General features: G+C 63.0%; 25 protein-coding genes. 17 read left to right on the top strand and 8 right to left on the bottom strand.

Annotated features, from left to right (window positions below; genetic code table 11):
* Positions 1–48: 48 nt before the first annotated feature.
* Positions 49–552, top strand: a complete 504-nt coding sequence (locus DNA98_RS12440) for a hypothetical protein (protein WP_110531186.1) — start codon at positions 49–51, stop codon at positions 550–552.
* Positions 553–564: 12 nt separating this feature from the next.
* Here DNA98_RS12440 and DNA98_RS12435 read toward each other — a convergent pair whose 3' ends face one another.
* The 5 genes from DNA98_RS12435 to rocF all read right to left on the bottom strand — a co-directional run bounded on the left by DNA98_RS12435 (position 565) and on the right by rocF (position 5,437).
* Positions 565–1,134 (bottom strand): hypothetical protein, encoded by a 570-nt coding sequence (locus DNA98_RS12435; protein ID WP_110531184.1) that lies wholly within the window; start codon positions 1,132–1,134, stop codon positions 565–567.
* Positions 1,115–3,256, bottom strand: coding sequence for a DHH family phosphoesterase (locus DNA98_RS12430; protein ID WP_110531291.1), 2,142 nt, complete (start codon positions 3,254–3,256; stop codon positions 1,115–1,117). The genes DNA98_RS12435 and DNA98_RS12430 overlap by 20 nt, the downstream gene beginning before the upstream one ends.
* A 102-nt stretch (positions 3,257–3,358) precedes the next feature.
* Positions 3,359–3,676 carry a LapA family protein gene (locus tag DNA98_RS12425; RefSeq protein WP_110531182.1) on the bottom strand — a complete coding sequence of 106 codons (318 nt, stop codon included), beginning with the start codon at positions 3,674–3,676 and terminating at the stop codon, positions 3,359–3,361.
* Positions 3,677–3,722: 46 nt separating this feature from the next.
* Complete coding sequence (gene hisA / locus DNA98_RS12420; protein ID WP_110531180.1) at positions 3,723–4,424, bottom strand: 1-(5-phosphoribosyl)-5-[(5-phosphoribosylamino)methylideneamino]imidazole-4-carboxamide isomerase; 702 nt, start codon at positions 4,422–4,424, stop codon at positions 3,723–3,725.
* 116 nt (positions 4,425–4,540) lie between these two features.
* Positions 4,541–5,437 carry an arginase gene (gene rocF, locus DNA98_RS12415; protein ID WP_110531178.1) on the bottom strand — a complete coding sequence of 299 codons (897 nt, stop codon included), beginning with the start codon at positions 5,435–5,437 and terminating at the stop codon, positions 4,541–4,543.
* Between the two features lie 109 nt (positions 5,438–5,546).
* Here rocF and DNA98_RS12410 point away from each other — a divergent pair, with 109 nt between their 5' ends.
* From DNA98_RS12410 to DNA98_RS12370, 9 genes are all read left to right on the top strand, one after another.
* On the top strand, positions 5,547–6,086 hold the full coding sequence (locus tag DNA98_RS12410) for a DUF177 domain-containing protein (RefSeq protein ID WP_110531176.1): 540 nt from the start codon (positions 5,547–5,549) through the stop codon (positions 6,084–6,086).
* Between the two features lie 87 nt (positions 6,087–6,173).
* A complete protein-coding gene (rpmF, locus tag DNA98_RS12405; protein WP_110531174.1) occupies positions 6,174–6,356 on the top strand; it encodes a 50S ribosomal protein L32 in 183 nt (60 codons plus the stop codon).
* Positions 6,357–6,505: 149 nt separating this feature from the next.
* A complete protein-coding gene (locus DNA98_RS12400; protein WP_110531172.1) occupies positions 6,506–7,534 on the top strand; it encodes a beta-ketoacyl-ACP synthase III in 1,029 nt (342 codons plus the stop codon).
* Positions 7,531–8,448, top strand: a complete 918-nt coding sequence (gene fabD, locus DNA98_RS12395; RefSeq protein WP_110531170.1) for an ACP S-malonyltransferase — start codon at positions 7,531–7,533, stop codon at positions 8,446–8,448. Before DNA98_RS12400 ends, fabD begins: the two co-directional genes overlap by 4 nt.
* Complete coding sequence (gene fabG / locus DNA98_RS12390) at positions 8,441–9,178, top strand: 3-oxoacyl-[acyl-carrier-protein] reductase (RefSeq protein WP_110531168.1); 738 nt, start codon at positions 8,441–8,443, stop codon at positions 9,176–9,178. Before fabD ends, fabG begins: the two co-directional genes overlap by 8 nt.
* Before the next feature lie 135 nt (positions 9,179–9,313).
* Entirely contained in the window at positions 9,314–9,547 is a 234-nt protein-coding gene (gene acpP, locus DNA98_RS12385) for an acyl carrier protein (protein ID WP_110531166.1), read from the top strand.
* 88 nt (positions 9,548–9,635) lie between these two features.
* Positions 9,636–10,865, top strand: a complete 1,230-nt coding sequence (gene fabF, locus DNA98_RS12380) for a beta-ketoacyl-ACP synthase II (RefSeq protein ID WP_110531164.1) — start codon at positions 9,636–9,638, stop codon at positions 10,863–10,865.
* Between the two features lie 28 nt (positions 10,866–10,893).
* Positions 10,894–12,036, top strand: coding sequence for a deoxyguanosinetriphosphate triphosphohydrolase (locus DNA98_RS12375; protein ID WP_110531162.1), 1,143 nt, complete (start codon positions 10,894–10,896; stop codon positions 12,034–12,036).
* Positions 12,037–12,079: 43 nt separating this feature from the next.
* Positions 12,080–13,276, top strand: coding sequence for a PLP-dependent aminotransferase family protein (locus DNA98_RS12370; protein ID WP_110531160.1), 1,197 nt, complete (start codon positions 12,080–12,082; stop codon positions 13,274–13,276).
* A gap of 35 nt (positions 13,277–13,311) precedes the next feature.
* On the opposite strand, the gene DNA98_RS12365 is transcribed toward DNA98_RS12370, so the two are convergent.
* A complete protein-coding gene (locus tag DNA98_RS12365) occupies positions 13,312–14,286 on the bottom strand; it encodes a HEAT repeat domain-containing protein (RefSeq protein ID WP_110531158.1) in 975 nt (324 codons plus the stop codon).
* Positions 14,287–14,522: 236 nt separating this feature from the next.
* Here DNA98_RS12365 and nhaA point away from each other — a divergent pair, with 236 nt between their 5' ends.
* The 5 genes from nhaA to DNA98_RS12340 all read left to right on the top strand — a co-directional run bounded on the left by nhaA (position 14,523) and on the right by DNA98_RS12340 (position 18,723).
* Complete coding sequence (gene nhaA / locus DNA98_RS12360) at positions 14,523–15,812, top strand: Na+/H+ antiporter NhaA (RefSeq protein ID WP_110531156.1); 1,290 nt, start codon at positions 14,523–14,525, stop codon at positions 15,810–15,812.
* Positions 15,813–16,046: 234 nt separating this feature from the next.
* Positions 16,047–16,706 (top strand): TetR/AcrR family transcriptional regulator, encoded by a 660-nt coding sequence (locus DNA98_RS12355; protein WP_110531154.1) that lies wholly within the window; start codon positions 16,047–16,049, stop codon positions 16,704–16,706.
* Positions 16,707–16,777: 71 nt separating this feature from the next.
* Positions 16,778–17,227, top strand: coding sequence for a DUF2269 family protein (locus tag DNA98_RS12350; RefSeq protein WP_110531289.1), 450 nt, complete (start codon positions 16,778–16,780; stop codon positions 17,225–17,227).
* 9 nt (positions 17,228–17,236) lie between these two features.
* Complete coding sequence (locus tag DNA98_RS12345) at positions 17,237–18,217, top strand: NAD-dependent epimerase/dehydratase family protein (protein WP_110531152.1); 981 nt, start codon at positions 17,237–17,239, stop codon at positions 18,215–18,217.
* Complete coding sequence (locus DNA98_RS12340; protein WP_110531150.1) at positions 18,214–18,723, top strand: DUF4188 domain-containing protein; 510 nt, start codon at positions 18,214–18,216, stop codon at positions 18,721–18,723. The genes DNA98_RS12345 and DNA98_RS12340 overlap by 4 nt, the downstream gene beginning before the upstream one ends.
* Here DNA98_RS12340 and DNA98_RS12335 read toward each other — a convergent pair.
* Positions 18,695–19,354, bottom strand: coding sequence for a phosphatase PAP2 family protein (locus DNA98_RS12335; RefSeq protein ID WP_110531148.1), 660 nt, complete (start codon positions 19,352–19,354; stop codon positions 18,695–18,697). The two genes, DNA98_RS12340 and DNA98_RS12335, sit on opposite strands and share 29 nt — an antisense overlap.
* 54 nt (positions 19,355–19,408) lie before the next feature.
* Complete coding sequence (locus tag DNA98_RS12330; RefSeq protein WP_110531146.1) at positions 19,409–20,353, bottom strand: RluA family pseudouridine synthase; 945 nt, start codon at positions 20,351–20,353, stop codon at positions 19,409–19,411.
* A 35-nt stretch (positions 20,354–20,388) separates the two neighbouring features.
* Here DNA98_RS12330 and DNA98_RS12325 point away from each other — a divergent pair, with 35 nt between their 5' ends.
* Together DNA98_RS12325 and ruvB are read left to right on the top strand one after the other, a co-directional pair.
* On the top strand, positions 20,389–21,042 hold the full coding sequence (locus DNA98_RS12325; protein WP_165363946.1) for an HD domain-containing protein: 654 nt from the start codon (positions 20,389–20,391) through the stop codon (positions 21,040–21,042).
* Between the two features lie 373 nt (positions 21,043–21,415).
* Complete coding sequence (ruvB, locus tag DNA98_RS12320; RefSeq protein WP_110531144.1) at positions 21,416–22,396, top strand: Holliday junction branch migration DNA helicase RuvB; 981 nt, start codon at positions 21,416–21,418, stop codon at positions 22,394–22,396.
* The last annotated feature ends 212 nt before the right edge of the window (positions 22,397–22,608 follow it).

Here is a 22,608-nt window from a genome sequence, read left to right as displayed (position 1 = left end):
AACACCCCGCCTAAGGCCGTCTCACGCTCGAGGCATAGCCTGAGAAGCATGAAAAAAGCCTTCTTGCTTCCCATTGTGGGCGCGCTGCTGGCGAGCTGTGGGGTGGTTGAGGTCAAGCTGGTTCCTCCGGTCATCAGCAACCTTCAAAGCCAAGCGACATTCTGCACCAACCGCGATACCCTGATTGACTTCCGCTTCAACAAGAGCGGGCTTTTGACCCGGCTCGAGGTCTACGTCACCAAGGATGACCCCAACCTGAAGACTCCCACCGATGACCCCGAGGCCAAATACTTAGGCGACGTGCAGTTTTTCGATCTGGGCAACAACAACATCGTCTCCTACATCGCCGCCGATACCGACGGCGACGGGCAGATCCAGCGCCTCGGGGTGGAAGCCCAGACCATCGTGGTGACTCCGGTCGCTCACCGGCTGTGGGTGCGCGGGTTCAACGGAACCGAGGGCAGCGCCTTCGTAAGGGCCGACAACGCCATCACCCCCAGCAGCGACCCCCACTGCGACCCCATCTTCCCCTACGGCGACCCTAACCGCTGAGGCGCTCTTTCCTCACCCGAAGAGCGTCAACCGGGTATCCTCAGGCGAGCCCGCCGGAGCCTCGAGCACCCCCTCGACCTGGGCCAGGTTTACCGTCACGAACTCAAAGCGTTCGTAAGGCTCGAGCTCAATCACCGGGCGCCGGGGTTGCAGGAGGTAGAGCCCTACGTCGTACAGGGTCTGAAAGGGCTTAGTGGTGGAGAGAAAGTCCGAGAGCCGGACCCCTTTGGGAAGCTCGAGCTCCCCCGCAAGGAAATAGCCGGCGTAGAGCAGGGCCAGCCGCCGCCGCTCGACCATGGCCCGCGAAGTGCGCAAGGTGGCGGGGCGCCCTCCCACAAGCCAGCGGATATGGCCCTTCTGCACCGCCACGAAGTCGGCGCTGGCCTTGAGGTCTTTGGGGTCGGGAGGGTGTTGGTAACCGGCTTCATAGAGCAAGACCCCAGTGGTGGGAAGGTAGTCTTTCCCCTCGGCGTTGAGAAGGTCTGCGGTGCCCCCGCCGGGAATCAGGTACATCATCCCGTATAGCCGGTAGTGGATGGTGTGGATACGGACCTCGTGGGCCTCACGGAAGCGCCGGTACACGCCTGCCCTCCTTCAAGTTGACTGCAAGCTCCCACCAACGCTCAATGGCCTCGGACAACATCTCCACCGAGCGGATTCGGTAAGCCGTCGCCAGTCGCCGCCCCAACGCCGCCCGCAAGCTGAGCCAGCGATAGGTAGCGGAGGCGTAAAGGTTGGCGCCCTCCGCCAAAGCCGGATCCCTAAGGCCCAGCTCGTGGAAGACCGTGGCCCAGGGTTCGCCCGGGGCCAAACCCCGTTCCCAGGCTGCGACAACCTTGCGGAAATGGGGTTTACCTACCTGGGGAACGAGCCCGTTCAGCGCTTTCTCGGAAAGGGCAACCCGTACGACGCTGGGGGGGGAAACCGCCGACTCCGGGAGGCCGAACCACACTTCGGCTTCCTCTGGGCAGACCACTGGAACCCCTCGAGCGGCGAACCAGGCTGCTCCCTCGGGGGCCACATACACGGGTAACTTCGCCGCTACAACCTCCTGCAAAACGCTCCGAAAGGCGACCGGCTTGGCCCAGCCCGCGTCGTCGGGGGGGGCCTCGTCTGGCTGTGGAGCGCGGTAGGCGAGGGCCCGCAGCTCGAGCGCCCGTTCTCCCCGCCATTCGTTAACGGTCAGGCTGGCCGCTAGCTCGACTTCGGCCTGCGGCAGATTCTCGCCCGAGTCTTTCCAGCGCACCACCTTGATCCCATCCAGGTAAAACCGCAGGTGACGGCCCTCGCCCATCGTGGCCACCCTCTCCGGCTTGCCCCTGAGGTAGAAAAGGGGCTCGGGATTTTCTTGACCCAAAGGCTCGAGGAACTGCAAAGCCTCGTACAGCTCGGCGAAGTCCTCTCCGCTGAGGCTGCCGTCCAGGTGAACCTCGGGGATCGGGGCCGGATGCTGGGCCACGTAGCGGTAGACGGCTTCCCGAAAGAGGGGGATGTTCTCCTCGGCGATGGCAAACCCCGCAGCCTGCGCGTGCCCACCAAAGCGCTTGAGGAAGCCAGCGCTGGCCCGCAATGCCCCCACCGCGCTGATGCCGGGCGTCGAGCGCACGCTGCCCTTTCCCTCGGCGATGATGAAGACCGGCTTGTAAAACCGCTCCAAGATCCGGCTGGCCACAATTCCCATCACCCCTGCATTTCCCTCTGGATCGTGCACTACGTAGGCCGGGGCGGCGTGGTCAAGGGTGGGCAACACCCGGTTGAGCATCTCCTCCTCGATCCTCTGGCGGCGGGCGTTGAGGATATTCAGGTCCTCCGCCAACCGTCGAGCGGCCCAGGGATTATCGGTAGTGAGCAGCTCGAGGGCGAGTTCAGCCTCTCCCAGCCGCGAAGCGGCGTTGATTCGAGGGGCGATGCGGAAAGCCACCTCCACCGCGGTGTAGTCCTTGCAGTGCTGGCCAGCCAACTCACGTAAACCCAGGTGAGCCGATTGGCGCAGCTGACGCAACCCCTCTTTAACCAACGCCCGGTTGAAACCCAACAGCGGAGCCACGTCCGCAATGGTTCCGATGGCCGCTAGATCGGCGAATTCCACCGGGGCCGCCAGCCCCAACAACTCCCTGACTTTCCACAAGAGCAAATAGGCCACCCCCGCCCCCGTCGGGTGGGGAAGCCCGTGGAGCTCGGGGGTCAGGGCCGGATGGACGATGAGGCCGGGGGGCAGGACCTCGCCCGGCGAGTGGTGGTCGGTGACGAGCACGCTGATCCCGTTTTCCACCAAACTCCTGAGCTCGGCGTGGTTAGAGATGCCGCAGTCCACGGTGATGAAGAGCTCACAGGCCTCGAGGTGCTCGGGGATCCGGTCCATCAGCACCCCGTAGCCCTCGTGGAGCCGGTGAGGTACGAAGGCGTGCACCCTAGCCCCCAGCCGCGCCAGCCCGCCCAGCAGGATCGCGGTCCCGGTCAGGCCGTCGGCATCGTAGTCGCCGTGGATGCGAATGCGTTCCCCCCTCTCAAGGGCCTGAATCACCCGCCCAGCGGCTTCCTCCAAGCCCCTAATCGGCAGCAACTCCAGGGGGGGGTCAAGCAGCTTAGGATCGCGAAAGCCCCGGTTATAGAGCACGGCCGCCGCCAAGGGGGGAATTCCCAAGGTGAACATCAGGGGCTCGAGCTCGGCTCGAGCAGGCCAGGGACGGAACTTCCAGATCATCCAACACTCCAGGGGGTCGTACGGCAGGGATAGCGACACACTACGCGGTCGGCGACGAGCAGTCTTTGGAGGTACGGCCTGCGGCGCAGGGCGTATGGCCTTTCACGGCGCTTCGGGACGATCCGGGATCCGCACTACTTCCTCGGGGTGGGCCTGGCGCAAGGCCTCGAGCTCGCCCCTCAACTTACGCAATTCCGCTCCCCGGCGGCGCAAAACGCGCTGAAAACCCCACCAGTTGGCCAGCAGAAAAAACCCCATCACCAACCCCCCGGCGGCGAAACCCCCGGCCAGCAGGTAGGCCACGTGCAGACTCCCCCAGGGAGTCCCTATCACCAGGGTTGGCTCGAGGCGATATAGGCCATAGCTCGTCCCGATCACCCCCAGGGTGAGCAGCACCGTCAGCCAGTTGAGGATCTTCATGGCCTTAGTCTAAACGTTTTAGAATAGCCGCACGTCCTATACTCCTTTACACCCATCGCCGCAAATCAATCCGCCCCTCGTACACGGCCTTGCCGGTGATGGCACCCTCCACCCCCAGCTTGTGTAGGTCCTCGAGGTCAGCGTCGCTGGCGATTCCCCCGCCCGCGATTAGGAAGCCGGGCCAGGCCGCCCGGACGCTCTTTACCATTTCCAGGTCGAGCCCCGCCAGCGTGCCGTCGCGGCGGACGTCGGTATAGATGAGGGTCTTCACCCCCATCTGGTACATGGTTTTGGCTAGATCCCGCACGTCCTGGGCAGTGCCCTCAGCCCATCCTGCGACGACTACCTCCAAGCCCTTGGCATCCAAGCTCACCGCTACCCGCTCGGGGCCGAACTCGGCCAGCATGGCCTCGAGCAGCGCAGGGGCTTTCACGGCTAGCGTACCTACCACCACCCGCGCGGCCCCCAAAGCAAGCAGTTCACGGGCAGCTTCCAAGCTCCGCACCCCTCCCCCCACCTCAAAGGGAACGGAGAGGTGTTGGGCAATCCGCCGCAAGACAGCCCGGTTCTCCCCTCTCCCGGTGGCCGCGTCCAGGTCCACCAAGTGCAAGAACTGCGCCCCCTGGCCTTGCCAGTGCAATGCGGCCTCGAGCGGGTCTTCAAAGTAAACGGTCTGTTGCTCGGGGTCGCCCCCCAAAAGCCGCACCGCGCGGCCCCCTTGGATGTCCACGGCAGGGATCACCAACACAACGGGATTCTACCGGAAACGCTCGCGCCGGTCTCTCGTGCGTTTTGCGTACGCAACCCCAACCCTCCCCTGCTTAGCCTTCCTGGCCCTCGGCCTGGTCGGCTACGGTCAAACCGCTAATAAATCTTCTTCCCCAGAAGGCTGCTCGCAAGCTCTACCATCATCTGCGCGGTGCGGTTCTCCCGGTCGAGGATGGGGTTGACCTCCACCAAGTCCAAGCTGGTGACGACCCCCGCGTCGGCCAACAGTTCCATCAGCAGGTGCGCTTCGCGGTAGGTCAGCCCCCCCTTGACCGGCGTGCCCACTCCAGGGGCTACCTCGGGGTCGAGAACATCGGCATCCAGGGAGAGGTGAATCCTGGAGATGCCCCTAAGCTTTTCCAAAGTGGCCCCCGCGACGGCGGAGATGCCCAGGGTATCGATTTCCTTCATGGTGTATACCGTCACCCCGCGCTCGCGCAGCAGGGCCACCTCGCCCTTATCCAGGCTGCGGACGCCGATAAGTACCACATCTTCCGGGCGCACCTTGGGACCTTCCCAACCCAGGTTGACCAAGCGGGGGTCGCCCAGGCCGCACAAGGCGGCCAGGGGCATACCGTGGATGTTCCCGCTGGGGGAGGTCTCAGGGGTGTTGAAATCGGCGTGAGCATCCACCCAGATCACTCCGATGCGCTCCCTGCGGCTGGCCCCGCTCACCGAGCCCATGGCGATCGAGTGGTCTCCCCCCAGCACGATGGGGAAGACATCGGCAGGGAACTCTAGGAGCTTCTCCAGGGTGTCTTGGCAGGCCTTACGGATGGTCTCGAGGTAGGCCAGGCCATTCCGCCCGTGCTCAGAGCGAATGCTCTCCACCACCGGCACATCAATATCGCCGTAATCGTCCACGGCATGGCCCAGAGCCTCTAGCGCCTCGTGAAGCTGCCCATACCGCAGCGCGCTGGGCCCCATATCCACCCCACGCCGCCCAGCCCCCAGGTCCATCGGTACCCCTAGCACGCCAATCCGCTTACCCATGCCCCCACTATAATCTCGGTTTTTGCCGTCTGGATCTTTTTTATTCAGTTATGCATATCTACACACATTTCTTGACCCAAAGCAGGGCGAGGGAGTAGACTCGAAAGCTATGGATCCTCTCGAGATACAGAGCATCAACCTGTCCCGGTTGTTGCGCGAAGGGGGCACCGCCGAGAGCAGGGGAGAAATGCAAGGGGCTATACACGCCGGAGAAGAGAGGTTCGAGCTGGACGGACGCACCCTCTGGAAAACTTCGGTCACCGCCTTGGGGGATGGAGAGTTCTGGCTGTCGGGCGAGATCGCGGGGAAGGTGGTGATGGAGTGCGCTCGCTGTCTCGAGCCCACCCCGGCTGCGGTGCGAGCTTACTTCCAACACATGCTTCGCTACGAACCGGGCCGGGATCAGGTAGAGCTCATCGAGGAAGACGAGGAGGAGATATACCTCTTTGGGCATCCCGACCTCGACCTCTCCCCTTTCCTCTGTGAAGCCTACATCACCGCGATGCCCTTTACGGTGCTCTGCAAGGAGGATTGTAAGGGGCTATGTCCGGTTTGTGGTGCCAACCGAAACGTGCTGGACTGCGGCCATGAGCCAGCCCACGGAAGCGGCCAGCTGGCTGGTTTGAGACGGCTCCTCGACGAGGTCTGACAAAACCCCTCGAGTCTGCTATACTAGCAAGCCGTGTGCCCGAAGCAGCCCTGGCTGCCCCAGGGCTCGTAAAGTTGGAGGACTGCAATGGCCAAGCACCCTGTACCGAAGAAAAAAACCTCAAAGGCCCGGCGCGATAGCCGCCGCAGCCACCACGCCCTCACCCCCCCTACCCTGGTGGCCTGCCCCGAGTGCAAAACCCTCAAGCCCCCTCACACCGTTTGCAGCAGCTGCGGGTATTACGACGGGAGAAAGGTGCTCGAGGTCTAAACTTATCGGAAAACAGCCAAGGCCTCCAACGGCAATCCCCTCATGGGGGTTTTGCTGGTGTCTTTATGGTCTAGGCGGGAAAAGTCTAAACCGGGTTCAAGCTTACCGGGTCGGCGCTGGCAGGGCCGCCCGGTATACTTTTTAGAGCTATGAACGCATCCGCCCAAGAGACGCCTTTTCTCAGCGAGAACCGCTCGGGCATCGGCATCCTCGCCCTCGGCACCTACGCTCCCCCCAAAGTCATGACCAACCAGGACTTTGAGGCGATCATGGATACCTCCGATGAATGGATCGTGAGCCGTACGGGCATCAAGGAACGCCGGCTTGCCACCGATGACGAATTCACCTCGACCCTGGCCTTCCGGGCGGTGGAGGATCTCATTCAGCGGCATGGCCGGGAAGCCCTGCAAGAGGTGGATCTGGTGATCGTCGCCACCAACACCCCAGATGCCCTTTTCCCCGCAACGGCAGCCTTGGTACAAGCCCGCTTCGGCCTGCAAGCCGGGGCTTACGATCTGCTGGCGGGCTGCCCCGGCTGGGGGTACGCCCTAGCCCAGGCGTACGCCATGGTGCACTCCGGATTGGCCCGTAAGGTGCTGGCCATCGGGGCGGAGGCTCTTTCCAAGATTCTAGACTGGAACGACCGCTCTACCGCGGTGCTATTCGGCGATGGAGCCGGGGCTGCCGTGGTAGGTCGGGTACCGCCGGGGTACGGCTTCAAGAGCTTCGTGCTCGGCGCAGACGGTGACGGAGCCAAGGAGCTCTCCATGGCCTGTATCGCTCCCCGCCTGCCCGACGGTACTGCTTTGGCCAAGCACACCTACATGAACGGGCGGGAAGTCTTCAAGTTCGCGGTGCGGGTGATGAACACTGCTACCCTCGAGGCCATCGAGAAAGCCGGCCTCACCCCGGAGGATATCGAGGTCTTCATCCCCCACCAGGCCAACCTGCGCATCATCGACGCGGCCCGCGAGCGGTTAGGGCTGCCCTGGGAGCGGGTGGTGGTGAACGTGGACCGCTATGGCAACACCTCCACCGCCTCGATGCCCATCGCCTTGCAGGAGGCCCTCGACGCCGGAAGGATCCAAGATGGTGATCATATCCTCTTCGTGACCTTCGGGGCCGGGCTCACCTGGGCCGCCAGCGTGCTGACGTGGTGGGGCGGAGGGGGACGATGATCGCAGCGCTGTTCCCCGGCCAGGGCTCGCAAGAGGTCGGCATGGGCAAGGCCCTTTATGAAGGCTCCAAAGCGGCCCGAGAAGCCCTCGAGCGCGCAGAATCTACCCTTCCCGGGCTCCTCCGGCTGATGTGGGAGGGCCCCGAAGACCAGCTCAAGCTCACCGCCAACCAACAGCCTGCGCTTTTAGCCGTAGGGTACGCTGCTTATCAGGCCTACCGCGAGGCCGAAGGCCCGGAGCCCGCCTACGCCGCCGGGCATTCTTTGGGGGAGTGGACGGCCCATGCGGCCGCAGGCACCCTCGCCCTCGAGGATGCCCTGCGGCTGGTGCGTAAACGCGGCGAATACATGCAGGAGGCCGTACCGCTAGGCCAAGGGGCCATGGCCGCCATCCTCAAAGTTCCCCTCGAGGTCATCCTGGAGGAGATCGCAGGGATAGCAGGGGTGGAGCTGGCTAACCTAAACAGCCCCGAACAGACCGTGATCTCGGGAAGGGCGGAGGGGGTGAACCAAGCGGTAGAGCGGCTCAAGGCCCGGCGGGCGCGGGCGGTGATCCTCCCGGTGTCGGCGCCCTTTCACTCCTCCCTGATGCACCCGGCCCGCGAGCGGCTGGCTCGAGACCTCGAGGGGGTGCCCTTCTCCTCCCCCAAGTTCCCGGTCTACTCCAACGTCAGCGCCCAACCCGAGACCGATCCGCAGCGCATCAAAACCCTGCTGCTCGAACAGATCACCCACTCAGTACGCTGGGTGGAGATCCTGCAAAGCCTCAAGGCCCATGGGGTAGCGAAGTTCCTCGAGTTTGGCTCGGGGCGTGTGCTCACCGGGCTGGTCGAAAGGACGCTCGAGGGGGTAGAGGCCAACAGCCTGACCAACCCGGCGGAAATTGCCGAAGCCTTAGGGAGAGGGTATGCGTAAAGCACTTGTCACCGGTTCGTCACGAGGGATCGGCAAGGCCATCGCTTTGGAATTCGCCCGGCGGGGCCACGCCCTCGCCATTCATTACGGCTCCAACCGGGAAGCCGCGGAAACCGTAGCGGCCGAGGCCAGAGAGCTTGGCGCGCCTCAAGCGGTGGTGCTGGGGGCTAACCTATCCGACCCCCACACGGCAGGTAAGCTCGTCACCGAGGCTCACGCCGCCTTGGGAGGGCTAGACATCCTGGTTAACAACGCCGGCATCACCCGCGATACCCTGCTCATCCGCATGAAGGACGAAGACTGGAACGCGGTGATCGAGACCAACCTCTCGGCTATCTTCCACGCCACCCGCGAGGCGGTGAAGATCATGATGCGCGCCAGGTGGGGACGCATCGTCAACATCGCCAGCGTGGTGGGTATCTTGGGCAACCCCGGCCAGGCCAACTACGTGGCGGCCAAGGCCGGGTTGATCGGCTTTACCAAGGTCGTCGCCAAGGAATACGCTGGCCGAGGAATCACCGTCAACGCCGTGGCGCCCGGGTTTATCGAGTCGGACATGACCGCTAAGCTCCCCGAAAACCTGCGGCAAGAATACCTCAAACAGATCCCCGCAGGCCGCTTTGGTAAGCCGGAGGAAGTCGCAGCGGCGGTGGCTTTCCTGGCCTCGGAAGAAGCCGCGTATATCAACGGGCAGACCCTCTGTGTGGATGGCGGGATGACTCCGCACTGAAGACACTTGCACCCCAGCCTCCTACCCCTTACCATACTTTTCTTAGCGCTATGGTAGAATCCCACGCCGGAGGCTCGTGGTTCAAGTCGAGCCGGGGGCTCGACCGTGGCTCCAACAGGAAATGGAGGTTTAATCATGGCCATTCTCGACGACGTTAAGGAAGTGATCGTGGACAAGCTGGGCGTGGAAGCCGACAAGGTCACGCCGGAAGCCCGTTTTATCGAGGACCTGGGGGCCGACAGCCTCGACACGGTAGAACTGATCATGGGCCTGGAGGACAAGTTCGGCCTGGAGATCTCCGACGAGGAGGCCGAGAAAATTCGTACCGTCCAGGACGCTATCGACTTCATCCAAAGCAAGAAGGGCTAGATCCCCTTGCTTCGTACGCCAGGAGCGGACCCACCCCTGGCTTTTTTGTTCAGCGCCGGGCCTCGGGCATTCGGCTATAATCTTCTCTATGCGACGAGTCGTCATCACGGGCATGGGGCCGGTCTCGCCGATCGGCATCGGCAACGAGGCCTTTCACAAAGCCCAGCTCGAGGGTAAAAGCGGCGTCCGCCGCATTACCCGCTTTGACCCTTCCAAATTGCGCTGCCAGATCGCGGGAGAGGTAGACGTCAACCCCGAGGAGTACATCGACAAGCGGGAGTTGCGCCGCCTGGACCGATTCGTCCAGCTGGCCCTGATCGCGGGGGAGCTGGCCCTGAAAGATTCTGGATTGGATCTGGAAAAAGAAGACAAAACCCGCATCGGCACCCTGGTGGGCTCGGGGATCGGCGGGATGGAGACCTGGGAGCTACAGTCAAGGATATTCCTCGAGCGCGGCCCGGACCGCCTCTCTCCCTTCTTCATCCCCATGATCATCGCCAACATGGCCTCTGGACAGCTCGCCATGCGCTATGGCTTCATGGGCCCCTCCTCCACCTCGGTGACGGCTTGCACCACCGGTGCCGATGCCATTGGCAACGCATTTCGGATCGTCCAGCTTGGCGAGGCCGAGGTGATGGTAGCCGGGGGAAGCGAGGCGGTGGTGACGGCGATGGCCATGGGTGGCTTCGACGTGATGCGGGCCCTCTCCACCCGCAACGACGAACCCGAAAAAGCTAGCCGCCCTTTCTCCGCTTCGCGCGACGGCTTCGTGCTCTCGGAGGGGGCAGCCATCTTGGTGCTCGAGGAGTACGAGCACGCCAAAGCCCGAGGAGCCCGCATCTATGCCGAGCTGGTGGGCTTTGGCCGCAGCGCCGACGCCTACCACGTCACCGAGCCGCACCCCGAAGGGCTAGGGGCCTCGCTGGCCATGCGAGCCGCGATCCGCGACGCGGGTATCCGCCCCGAGCAAGTGGGGCACATCAACGCCCACGCCACCTCTACCCCGGTGGGGGACAAGGCCGAGGTCAAGGCCATCAAGCAGCTTTTCGGGGACCACGCCTACCGTATCCCGATCACCGCCACCAAGAGCATGACCGGGCACCTGCTGGGGGCAGCGGGGGCCATCGAGGCCATCGCCAGCATCCAAGCCCTCTACCACGGGGTACTGCCTCCTACCATCAACCTCACCGACCCCGATCCCGAACTCGACCTGGACTTCATCCCCAACACCCCACGGGAACAGAAGGTGGACTATGTCCTCTCCAACTCCTTCGCCTTCGGGGGGATGAACGCCTCGCTGCTATTCAAGCGCGTTTAGTATCGCCCAGAACTCCCACACCCAGGCCATGCTTTTTCCTCGTGAACGCCTCGAGCAAAGCGAAGCCCAAATCCTAGCCCCCTACGCCTCCAAGTCCGGCCAGAGCCGGGGGCGCGAGTTCCCCGAAAAGGAGTCGGCTTACCGCACCGCCTTTCAAAAAGACCGCGACCGGGTGATCCACACCACCGCTTTCCGGCGGCTCGAGTACAAGACCCAGGTCTTCGTCAACTACGAAGGCGACTACTACCGCACCCGGCTCACCCATACCCTCGAGGTAGCCCAAGTCGCCAAGAGCATCGCCCGCGCCCTGGGCCTCAACGAGGATCTCTGTGAAACCATCGCCCTCTCCCACGACTTGGGCCACCCGCCCTTCGGACATGCCGGAGAGCGAGTCTTGCACGAGCTGATGGCGGAGCACGGCGGCTTCGACCACAACCGCCAGAGCCTGCGCATCGTGACCCAGCTGGAAGAGCGCTACCCCGGCTTTCGCGGGCTCAACCTGACCTGGGAGACCCGCGAAGGCATCATGAAGCACGAAACCGCCTACGACGTGCCGGATGGCGCCTTCGAGCCCGACAAACGGCCTAGCCTCGAGGCCCAGATCGTCAACCTGGCCGACGAGATCGCCTATAACGCGCACGATCTCGATGACGGATTGCGCTCAGGCATCCTCTCTCCCGCCCAGCTCGTCGAGGTTTCCCTGCTGCGCGAGTTGGCCGAGGAACTGGGCCTAGACCTGGAGAGGCTTTCCGAGTTCCACCGCCGCGTCTTCATCCGCGAGCTGTTGGGCCTCATCATCACCGATACTATCCTGGCGACCCAGGGAGCGCTCGAGGCGGGCAAGATCCAAAGCCTCGAGGACGTGCGCAACCACGCCACCCCGCTGGCCTGCTACTCCCCAAAGCTAAAAGATCAGCTCGTTGAGCTGAGGGATTTCCTCTACGCCAACCTCTACCGCCATCACCTCGTCGTGCGCGAGGTCGGCAAGAGCAAGCGGGTGCTCACCGAGCTCTTCCGCCAGTACACCGAACTCCCCGAGATGCTGCCGCCAAATGTACGTAAAGCCGCGGAGCGGGAAGGGCTACACCGGGCAGTGTGCGACTACATCGCGGGCATGACCGACCGATTCGCCCTGGAGGAATACAGCCGCCTCTTCGACCCTTGGTCATAGCCTCCAAAATACAACGAACGCCCGTTAGGTTTATACTCGAGGCATGGACAACTGGGAATCGCGCTTCGCGGGGCGCATGGGCCGGATCAAAAGTTCGGCCATCCGCGAAATCCTCAAGGTAACCCAACAGCCCGGGATCATCTCGTTCGCGGGGGGCTTGCCCGCGCCCGATCTCTTCCCCGTGGAGCAGATGCGACGAGCCGCCGACAAGGTGCTCAGCCAGCACGGAACCCTGGCCTTGCAGTACAGCACCACCGAGGGATACCCGCCCCTGCGCGAGTGGGTAGCTGCCGGGCTACCCCACACCGCGCCCGACCAGGTGCTCATCACCACGGGATCGCAACAGGCCTTGGACCTGGTGGGCAAGCTCTTCCTCGGGCCGGGGGACACGGTGGTGGTGGAGTCTCCCACTTACCTGGGCGCCTTGCAGTCGTTCACCCCCTACGAACCCGAATACCTCAGCGTGCCGATGGACGAGGGCGGAATGGTGGTGGAGGCGCTGGAGGAGATCCTAAAACAACACCAGCCCAAGTTCATCTACGCCCTGCCCAGCTTCCAAAACCCCACTGGGCGGCACATGGATCTCTCCCGGCGTAAGAAGCTGGTGGAGGTAGCCCGCCGTTACGCGACGCCCATCCTCGAGGACGACGCCTACCACCACCTGGCCTTCTCCGGCCAGATCCTGCCCACCCTCTACGAGCTCGACCAGGAACTGGGCGGCGGCAACGTCATCTACCAGAGCACCTTCTCCAAGACCCTCTCGCCGGGCTTGCGGGTGGCCTGGGTGGTAGGGCCGCGCGAGGTGGTAAGCCGTCTGGTGCAGCTCAAGCAGGGTGCCGACCTGCATACCCCTACCCTCAACCAGATGCTGCTGTACGAGCTGGCCCAGACGGTCTTGCCGGAGCTGGTGGTGAAGATCCGCAACACCTACCGCGAGCGTCGGGACCTGATGCTCGCCGCCCTCGAGCAGCACCTCGCCAAGGAAGCCCACTGGAACAAGCCCGAGGGAGGGATGTTCTTGTGGCTCGAGATCCCCGAGGGCCTCGACTCCGCCGAGTTGCTCAAGAAAGCGGTAGAGCAGAAGGTGGCCTTCGTACCCGGCCAGCCCTTCCACCCCGACGGCTCGGGGGCCAACACCATGCGGCTTTCCTTCTCCAATGCCTCGCCGGAGGACATCCGGGTGGGGATCGAGCGGCTGGGCCAGGTGGTACGCTCGATGCTGCTCACGGCAAAAGGCTGAAAGCTAGAAGATACCATCGGGTGGGGTCAAGGGCCTCACCCGAACTGTTTGTGGAAAGCCTCGAGCAGCCGTTCGTCCCCTCGAGCTTCCACTTTCTCCCCAATCACCCGGCGGGTTTCGGCGTCGGCGCGAGGCCGTAGAGCCTCGAGGGCCTGGGCGGCCAGTGGCAGCGGTGCTTCCGCCAAGATCCCCAGCAAAAATTCTCGTGCCGATGCGACCGGAGAACTCCCGAAGGCCAAGAGCAAGGTTTTTTTGAACCGGGGATCGGACAGTCGGCCCCAGGCTTCCCGAGCGACGTTCACGGCTTCCTCGAGATCGGCAGCAGCCAACGCCGTGAGCGCTTCGGCCCGGACCTCGGGCTTTTCGGTCTGGGCGTACTCAGCCACGAACCCCACCGCGTCCGAACGCTGCAAGGCCAGCAGGCTATCGAAACAAGCGCCCAGCACCCGAGGGTCTTCCTCCCCCAGCCGCACCTTCAAGCGGAGTGGGTAAGCGGCAGCCAGGTATCCGGTGCCCGGAGCCGCCCGGGCTACATCGGCCCGCACCAACCCCACCGGGTCCGCCAAGAGGTCGGCCAGGGCCTCGAGCACCGCCTGCTCGGGAGCGCTCAGGCAATCGGCCAAGCCCTGGAACGCGAGGACTCGCAGGCTGGCCGCGCTGTCCTCCCGCCCGCCCCATACCGGCTCCATCTGCCGCACCCGGCAGCCCCGGGCGTAGACCCGGTAATCGGGCCACTCGAGTTGGCGTAGGGCCTTGAGCAGCGCCACCTTGCCCCAGCACTGGGCATCGAGGGCGGAACCACCCATGATGAGCCGGTCGAAGGCGGCTACCAGTCCCCCGCCGAGTTCGCTGGCCTCCCACTCCGCGGCCAGGTGGGCGGCCTTCGCCACCACCAGCCCCGGCTCCTTCTCGAGTACCCGCTCGAGCGCGACCCAGGCCGAGGCCGAGGGGCCTTCCTCACGCAGCCGGGCGATTTCTTCCAGCTTTCGCTGGAGCTTATCCTTGCGCATGGTTCGATTGCAGGGCATTGGTCATGCCGCACCCCCAAATTTCTTTGGCCCATTGCTCATCGCCCAATTTCGCCCCACAAAGCTCCTTATCCTGGGGTCTATGGTATATTCTTTTGTAACAAACGTGCTGCCAGGGTATTATTGCCCGCAGCAGGAGTCCGGCCTCCGACAGCCGGTGGGGTGGAGACTGTCAAAGGTCTTCCCCCTAATTTAATTGCAAAGCAGCGAGGTGAGGTATGATCCAAACCCTACTCAGTCCGATCCAGCGCTTCTGGGACAGCGAGGCCCGGGGTGGACTGATCCTCTTTGGGTTCGCGCTGGCGGCATTCATTCTGGCCAACTCTCCAGCCTCAAGCTGGTACTTCGACCTCAAAAAGATGCTCATAAGCCTGAGCGTGGGTGGGTGGAGCTTGGAAAAGACGCTGGCTTCCTGGGTCAAGGATTTCCTCATGGCCTTCTTTTTTTTGCTGGTGGGGCTCGAGATCAAGCGCGAGATCGTGATGGGCGAGCTTTCCAACCCCCGCCGGGCGGCCCTCACCATTGTGGCAGCCATTGGCGGGATGATCGTGCCCGCACTGATCTACACCAGCCTCAACGCGGGGGGGCCGGGGCAGCCAGGCTGGGGGGTGCCGATGGCCACCGATATAGCCTTCGCCCTTGGGGTGCTTTCCCTATTGGGCAAGCGGGTGCCGCTGGGGCTCAAGGTCTTTCTGACCGCTTTCGCCATCGTGGACGACCTGGGGGCGGTGCTGGTGATCGCCTTTTTCTACACCTCCTCGCTCAACCTCGTGGCCCTACTCGGTTCGCTAGGCTTTTTCGCTCTAGCCTTGTTGGCGGGCCGCCTCAAGGTGACCCGGCTGAGCATTTACCTGCTGATCGGGGCCTTCATGTGGTACTTCATGCTTGAGTCAGGGGTGAGTCCCACCGTGGCCGGGGTGCTGCTGGCCCTGGCGGTGCCGGTGACCCGCCGTATCAGCCTGCCCGACCTGCAAAGCCAGCTCGACGAAGCTGCCCGAAAAGAGCCCGAGATGCTCGAAGCCGAGATGGAACACCTGGAAAAAACCCTGGCGCGGGCACAAAGCCCGCTGCACCGGCTCGAGCACGCTCTACACCCCTGGTCTACCTACCTCATCATGCCGGTCTTCGCTTTTTTCAACGCCGGGGTGACGCTTTCCGGGGCGGGTCTCGGTGCCGTGGGAATGGGGGCTTTTTGGGGGCTGTTACTGGGCAAGCCCCTCGGTATCTTCCTGGTGTCCTGGCTTGCAGTACGCTTAGGTCTGGCCGCCTTGCCCGCCGGGGTCAACTGGCAGATGATCCTGGGCGCGGGGTTCCTGGGTGGGATTGGCTTCACCATGTCGCTGTTCGTGGCCGCCCTGGGATTTGCCGAGGCACCGGCGCTGCTGGACCAGGCCAAGCTGGGTGTGCTCGCTTCCTCGGTGGTGGCGGCGATCCTCGGGTTGATGGTAGTCTGGTGGGCGACACGGGGTAGGGAGGGTGAGCAGAACCCCGCCTTGGGTGGCCCGTAGAGCCATAAAGCTCCTACCACACAATCGTCGCTGGGCCTCCCCTACTATCAGAGAGACTGGGGCCCCCAATTGTTGCTGTGCTGTTTTCCCTCTACGTCGGCTTGTTTACCCGATACTCCCACAACGCGAAATTTGGGTTGGGAAAATGCTATCTTATAGACGCGAGGGAACTTTGGGGGCTATTGCAGGCGCTGAGGGATTGACGAAAATAACATTGTAAAGTAAATTGAACCCGTGAGCAAAGCTGCCGCCACTCGCCAAACCCGCATCCGCCAGAAAAGCGTAGAACGTCGCGAGCGACGGCGGCAGGAGACGCGCCAGGCCATCCTCGAGGCCGCCACTCAGCTGTTCGAGCGGGAAGGATACGAAGGTTTCAGCCTGCGTCAGGTAGCCGAAGCTATAGGCTATACCCCCACCACCATCTACCTGTACTTCAAAGACAAAGAGGATCTGCTGTTTGCTGTTTGCCAGCAAGGCTTCACCGAGTTTACCGAAGCCTTGGGCAGGGCCTATCGGCAAAACCCCGACCCCCTCCAACGGCTGCATGCTCTAGCCTGGGCTTACCTCGAGTTCGGCCTTTCCCGCCCCCTGCACTACCAGGTGATGTTCATGCAAAGGAGCGACTGGGTGACCAAAGCGACCGATTCCAAGGGGGAGGTGCAGGGCTCCAACTCCTACACGATCTTGATGAATGCCGTCATCGAGGCGATGAAAGCGGGGGCCATTCGCATGGGTGACCCCATAGAGACCACCAACCTGCTGTGGTCAGGGGTCCACGGGATCGTCTCGCTGGCACTATCCATGCGAGGGGTCATCCCTAAATGGGAAGAGTCCGAAGCCCGGCGGTTGATGAGGAATTACCTCGAGATGACCGACCGGGGCCTGGGTCCATAGCTCTTTTTTTGCCCGCGAGGTTTACGGTGTTAAGTTGCGTGAATGCGGTAATCAATCGAAAGGAAAACACCATGGATGGCTACCTTTTGCTCAAGTCGCTCCACGTGCTCGGCGCGGTCATCTTCCTGGGCAACATCCTCGTCAGCGCCCTGTGGAAGGTGCTGGCCGACCGCACCCGCCACTCGACCATCGTGGCCCATGCCCAGCGGCTGGTGACCATCACCGATTTCGCTTTCACCGCGCTGGGCGTGGGGCTGATCATCGTAACCGGCGAGCTGATGGCCGGACGCTGGGAGGGGGCCACCTGGGTGGGCTGGGGCCGGGCACTGTTCGTGGCCTCGGGGGTAATCTGGCTCGTCCCCATCCAGCTCGTCCAGGCCCGCATGGCCAGGGCTTTTGCCAACCAGGAGAGCATCCCCGCAGCGTACTGGCGGCTGGCCAACCTATGGGGCGTGTTCGGCATTGTCGCCACGGTCTTGCCGCTGCTGAATCTCTACTTCATGGTGTGCAAACCTGCTTAAGGAGGAAACATGTCGAAGGAACTGCATGTGGTGTTCGGCACTGGCCCCTTAGGGCGCTCGGTTATGAGGGAGCTGCTACGACGCGGCCAAAAGGTGCGGATGGTCAACCGCAGCGGTCGCATGGGTGACCTGCCTGCTGGGGTCGAGGTGGTGGCCGTAGACGTATATGACCCCACACAATCTCGCGTGGCTGCGGACGGAGCTGCGGTGATCTACAACTGTGTGGCCCCGGCTTACTCCGGCGCGGCCTGGGAAACCGACCTGCCCCGGATGTGGAAGAACATTCTGGAAGCCGCCAAAGAGACCGGAGCCCGGCTAGTGATCGGGGACAATCTCTACATGTACGATCAGGCCGCAGGCCCCATCCGCGAAGACCGGCCCATGAACGCGACCACCCGCAAAGGCCGGGCCAGGGCCAAGGCCGTGGAGGCGATGCTGCAAGCTCACCGTGAAGGTAGAGTCCGGGTCACGTTCGGACGCGGCGCAAACTTCTTCGGCCCCTACGCCACCGATCAGTCTATCTTGGGGAGTCGGGTATTTCCCGCTCTGCTGCGCGGCCAAGCGGTTTTGCAAATCGGCAATATCGATCTGCCCCACACCCTTACCTACATAGAAGATTTTGGAAAGGCCCTGGTCACTCTAGGTGAACACGAAGAGGCTTTCGGGAAAGTCTGGCACGTGCCCAATCCCCCCACTCAGACTAGGCGCGAGGTGTTGGAACTCGCTGCCCGTCTCGCCGGGAAACCGCTCAGAATTCGCACCCTAGGGGGGTTAGCCTTGAGGGTGGTCAGTAGGTTCATGCCGGTATTACAAGAGATGCAGGAGATGCTTTATCAGTTCGAGCGGCCCTATGTAGTAGATTCGTCAAAATTCGCAACAGCTTTCGGAGACTTGCATACGCCGATGGAAGAAGCCCTACGGCGGACGCTCGAGTGGTACCGGCGGCACCCCCTCCCATCCACCCTGAAAACTGCCCGGGAGTCAGCATGAGCCCCCAAACTGGACGTTTCACGGCAAAACACGAAGGCCCGCTGGTGGTTTTCCTCATCGGAATGCGGGTCAACAACTGGCTGCGCTGGCGCGATTGGCTGCCGGTAGCGAGGGCCATGGAGCCCATGGTGAGATATCTTTACCAGCATCCCGAGAGCGGGTTTCTGGGTGCGAATGGCCCCTTCCTCAGCTTGAACTTTCGTGAGACCGTCATGGTGCAGTACTGGAGGAGCACCGAGGACTTGGAGCGCTTCGCCCGCCAGGAGCCCGATCTGCACCCCGAAGCCTGGAAGCAGTTTTTCCGCCAGTCTTTCAAGGGGGGCGCGGTGGGGATCTGGCACGAAACGTACCAGGTCGAGGCCGGAGCCTTTGAGAACGTCTATATCAACATGCCGCCCTACGGCCTCGCACAGGCGACCAAAGCCGTGAAGGTGAGGGGGAGGCTGGAGAGCATGCGGGGGCGGATGAGCGAAGCCCCTAGTGAGGCTCAGGTCTCGAGGGCCTGAGCCTCGAGCGCAACACCTGACGCAACCCGAGCACCCAGGCCAGCGAGGCCATCCACCCGCCCAGCACGTCCGAGGGGTAGTGGGCGCCCAGGTAAATCCGGGAAACCCCCACCAGCAACGTAAAGCCGATACCCACCATCACCGCCCACCACCGCCAGCGGCTCGGCCAGAGGAGGACGATCACCGCCATCGCGAAGGCCATGCTTCCGCTGGCGTGGCCGCTGGGGAAGCTGTAGTTGGGCTCATGCAAGAGGGCCTCGAGCGGGCGGTCACGGCGAAAAAAAGCCTTGGCCAGCAGGTTCAGCCCCACCGCACCCCCCATCGCGAGGGCGAAAAACACGGCCTTCCAGAAGCGTTTTCTAAGGAACAAGTACCCCACGATGAAAAGCGAAGCTGCCCCCAGCACCTCTACCCCGCCCAAAAACCGTAACACCAGGCCGATCTTCTGCAGGGTCGGGGAAGCCAGCGGGTGCATCAAACCGATGACCCAGCGGTCGAGGCGGATGTCCTCACGCTCTAAGACCTCGTCGGACAAAACCCCCAAGACGATGAGGGGGAGCAGGATGCCCAAGAAGAGAAGCAGCAGGAGTGGACCCCGCTTCTTGTAGTAGCCAAGGACTCGAGCCAGCACCCGCCCAAGCTAACCCACCAAGCTTTGGCCCAGCTGAAGCTGTAGCCTCACGGCTTACGCCGAAACAAGCATCTCCGGCCAGGTTCCACCCAAAGCCTCCCAGGCCCCGACCATATCGGCGGGCACTGGGGCGGTGAACTCGAGGTACTTCCCGGTGCGGGGGTGCTGGATGCGCAGTTCGTAGGCGTGGAGGGCCTGCCGGGCGATCAACCCTGAGGGCTTGCCGTACACCTCGTCACCCAGGATGGGGGCGTGCAAGGCTTTGAGGTGGACCCGAATCTGGTGGGTCCGCCCGGTGTGCAGGACGGCGCTTACCAAGGCGTACTGGCCGGAAGTCGCCAGGATCTCGAAGTCGGTCTCGGCGTAGCGGGCGGCGATCCCTCCCACGTGCATCCGGGTGCGGTCCACCGGGTGGCGTCCGATAGGGGCGGCGAAGGTTCCCTCTTTAGGGTGGCCCGCGGTAATCGCCAGATAGCGCTTGTAAACGCTGCGACCCCGGAAAGCTTCGGAGAGCCGGCGGTGGGCGGCCTCGTGGCGGGCCACCAGGATCACCCCCGAGGTGTCCTTATCGAGCCGGTGAACGATGCCAGGCCGGATGAGTTCGGGTCGTGAAGGTGCTTCTTCGTCCTCGAGCTGGGTCGCTAGCACCCCCCTTAGCTCGGCATAACGCCCCAGAATTGCGTTCACCAAGGTTCCCGAGGTAACCCCTGGGGCGGGATGGGTGATCATGCCCGCAGGTTTGTTGACCACTACCAGGTCCTGGTCTTCGTAGAGAACCTCGAGCGGCACATTTTCCGGCTCGACGCTGGGGGGGCGTTCGGGGGGAGGCTCGACCTCCACCCACTCCCCCTTTAGCCGGTAAGAGGCCTTGGTTACCGGCTTACCGTCCACCCGCACGAGGCCCATTTCGATCCACTCCTGGGCCTTGACCCTCGAGGTTTTAGCCTCGTAGGCCAACGCTTGGTCGAGGCGAACGCCTTGAGCGGTAAAGCGCAGCACGAGTAACAGCTTACCCACCCAAGTACGATTACGGGGTGAGGATAAAGCAGCACATCCAATCCCTGGCCGAGCGGGTCAAGGCCCGCTCGGTGAGCGAAGGCAGCCACGATTGGTGGCACATCTGGCGGGTGTGGCGGATGGCGAAACGGATCGCCGCAGCCGAGCAGGCCGATCTCTACCTGGTCGAGCTGGCCGCGCTCTGCCACGACCTCGAGGACTGGAAATACCCCCACGATCCGGTAATCGAGCCCTTGTTGACCGAGCTTCGGGTGCCTCCCCCGACGATCCGGCAGGTCCTGGATATTTGCCAACGGGTGAGCTTCAAGGGGGCCGGGGTTCCCGACGAGATGCCCACGCTCGAGGGCCAGGTGGTGCAAGACGCCGACCGGCTCGACGCCATCGGGGCCATCGGGATTGCCCGGGCCTTCGCCTACGGAGGCTTCAAGCAGCGCCCCCTGTACGACCCCGAGGAGCTGCCCGAACTCCATGCCTCTTTTGAGGCGTACCGCAACAAGTCCGGCAGTTCACTAGCCCACTTTTACGAAAAGCTCCTTCTGCTCAAAGACCGCATGCATACCCCAACCGCCCGGAAGATTGCCGAAGAGCGGCATCGGTACATGGAAGCGTTCGTACAGCGGTTTCTGCTCGAGTGGGAGGGAAAAGACGTGCTAGATGCTGGAGAGGGCTAGTGCGCCGGTAACTTCATTGTACGCTATACGCAAAACGCCAGACGCGACTTAGGTCATACGTCGTACGCTATACGCTAAACGCGACTTGCGTCCTACGTCGTACGTCTTATGCTAAACGCGGGGGTAGATTCCCTTCGGGACGGAGCAAGCTCCGTGCACCTAGAGGTAGATTCCCTGTCGGGACGAGCAAAGCTCGTACACCTAGGGGACGATCCCCTGTCGGGACGGGCTACGCCCGTACACCCGAGGGACCGATCCCCTTCGTATGACGTTCGACGTACGACGTCTGAGTCAGCACAAATAAGTTGCCAGTGCACTAGGGCCGCGTTGATTATGTTGCAATCATAATCGTGTTTCGGAGTATGATGCTAGGGTGGAAGGCGATCTAACCCTAAGGCCCAAGCGTCTCGAGGATTACGTGGGCCAGCGGCGGCTCAAGGAAAAGCTCGCGGTGTATTTGCAGGCGGCCAAAAACCGAGGGGAGCCGCTCGACCACATGTTGCTTTTCGGACCCCCTGGGCTGGGCAAAACTACCCTAGCACACGTGATCGCCAACGAACTCGGGGTGAACATCCGGGTCACCAGCGGCCCGGCCATCGAGAAGCCCGGAGACCTGGCGGCCATCGTGACCAACTCCATCGAGGAGGGCGACGTCTTGTTTATCGACGAGATTCACCGTCTCTCCCGCGCTGCCGAGGAGCACCTCTACCCGGCGATGGAAGATTTCAAGATCGATATCGTCATCGGCCAGGGGCCTGCCGCTCGCACGCTGCGGCTGGATTTGCCGCGCTTTACCCTAATCGGAGCCACCACCCGCCCCGGCCTGATCTCTGGCCCCTTGCGTAGCCGCTTTGGCATCATCGAGCACCTCGAGTTTTACACCGAGGAAGAGCTAGCCCAAGGGATCGTGCGCGACGCTGCCTTGATGGGGCTTGCCATCACCGAGGAGGCCGCTCACGAGATCGGGCGGCGTTCCCGGGGTACTATGCGCATCGCTAAGCGCCTTTTCCGCCGGGTGCGCGACTACGCCGAGGTGGCCGGGGAAGACACCGTGACCCTGGAGCGGGCCCGCGAAGCCCTGGATGCTTTGGGCCTAGATTCGATGGGCCTCGAGCGGCGCGACCGGGTGATCCTAGAGACCCTCTTGCAGCGCTTCGGAGGAGGGCCGGTGGGCCTCGAGACCCTGGCCACCGCCCTCTCCGAAGACCCCGCAACGCTCGAGGAAGTCCATGAACCTTTCCTGATCCAGCTCGGCTTCCTCAAGCGCACCCCGCGGGGCCGGGTCGCCACCGAGCGGGCCTATCATCACCTGGGCTACCCTCTGCCAGCCTCGCAAGAGCTGTTCGAACCGTGAGCTTAGCGTCCGGGTAAATCACCTCACGTTGTACGCAAAACGCCAGACGCTGAACGTGGGGTGCTCCCCCCCTAGCAGGGGAGGGCTGGGGTGGGGTTGGTATACGTCGTACGCAATACGCAAAACGCCAGACGCTAAACGCGACTTAGGTCATACGTCGTACGTTGTACGTCTTACGCAATACGCAAAACGCCAGACGCTAAACGCGGGGG

Origin of the sequence: Meiothermus sp. Pnk-1 (assembly GCF_003226535.1) — a bacterium.
Lineage (GTDB): Bacteria > Deinococcota > Deinococci > Deinococcales > Thermaceae > Allomeiothermus.
Note: the sequence above shows the minus strand (reverse complement) of the source record. Positions and strands in the feature narration are given on the sequence as shown.

Coding starts and splice junctions, on each gene's coding strand:
- DNA98_RS12425 (WP_110531182.1), bottom strand. CDS start 3,676: ATGAAGATCCTCAACTGGCTGACGGTGCTGCTCACCCTGGGGGTGATC.
- DNA98_RS12365 (WP_110531158.1), bottom strand. CDS start 14,286: ATGCGCAAGGATAAGCTCCAGCGAAAGCTGGAAGAAATCGCCCGGCTG.
- DNA98_RS12370 (WP_110531160.1), top strand. CDS start 12,080: ATGGACAACTGGGAATCGCGCTTCGCGGGGCGCATGGGCCGGATCAAA.
- rpmF (WP_110531174.1), top strand. CDS start 6,174: ATGGCCAAGCACCCTGTACCGAAGAAAAAAACCTCAAAGGCCCGGCGC.
- fabF (WP_110531164.1), top strand. CDS start 9,636: ATGCGACGAGTCGTCATCACGGGCATGGGGCCGGTCTCGCCGATCGGC.
- DNA98_RS12430 (WP_110531291.1), bottom strand. CDS start 3,256: ATGATCTGGAAGTTCCGTCCCTGGCCTGCTCGAGCCGAGCTCGAGCCC.
- fabD (WP_110531170.1), top strand. CDS start 7,531: ATGATCGCAGCGCTGTTCCCCGGCCAGGGCTCGCAAGAGGTCGGCATG.
- DNA98_RS12350 (WP_110531289.1), top strand. CDS start 16,778: ATGGATGGCTACCTTTTGCTCAAGTCGCTCCACGTGCTCGGCGCGGTC.
- DNA98_RS12440 (WP_110531186.1), top strand. CDS start 49: ATGAAAAAAGCCTTCTTGCTTCCCATTGTGGGCGCGCTGCTGGCGAGC.
- fabG (WP_110531168.1), top strand. CDS start 8,441: ATGCGTAAAGCACTTGTCACCGGTTCGTCACGAGGGATCGGCAAGGCC.
- nhaA (WP_110531156.1), top strand. CDS start 14,523: ATGATCCAAACCCTACTCAGTCCGATCCAGCGCTTCTGGGACAGCGAG.
- DNA98_RS12410 (WP_110531176.1), top strand. CDS start 5,547: ATGGATCCTCTCGAGATACAGAGCATCAACCTGTCCCGGTTGTTGCGC.
- acpP (WP_110531166.1), top strand. CDS start 9,314: ATGGCCATTCTCGACGACGTTAAGGAAGTGATCGTGGACAAGCTGGGC.
- DNA98_RS12345 (WP_110531152.1), top strand. CDS start 17,237: ATGTCGAAGGAACTGCATGTGGTGTTCGGCACTGGCCCCTTAGGGCGC.
- DNA98_RS12400 (WP_110531172.1), top strand. CDS start 6,506: ATGAACGCATCCGCCCAAGAGACGCCTTTTCTCAGCGAGAACCGCTCG.
- rocF (WP_110531178.1), bottom strand. CDS start 5,437: ATGGGTAAGCGGATTGGCGTGCTAGGGGTACCGATGGACCTGGGGGCT.
- DNA98_RS12340 (WP_110531150.1), top strand. CDS start 18,214: ATGAGCCCCCAAACTGGACGTTTCACGGCAAAACACGAAGGCCCGCTG.
- DNA98_RS12375 (WP_110531162.1), top strand. CDS start 10,894: ATGCTTTTTCCTCGTGAACGCCTCGAGCAAAGCGAAGCCCAAATCCTA.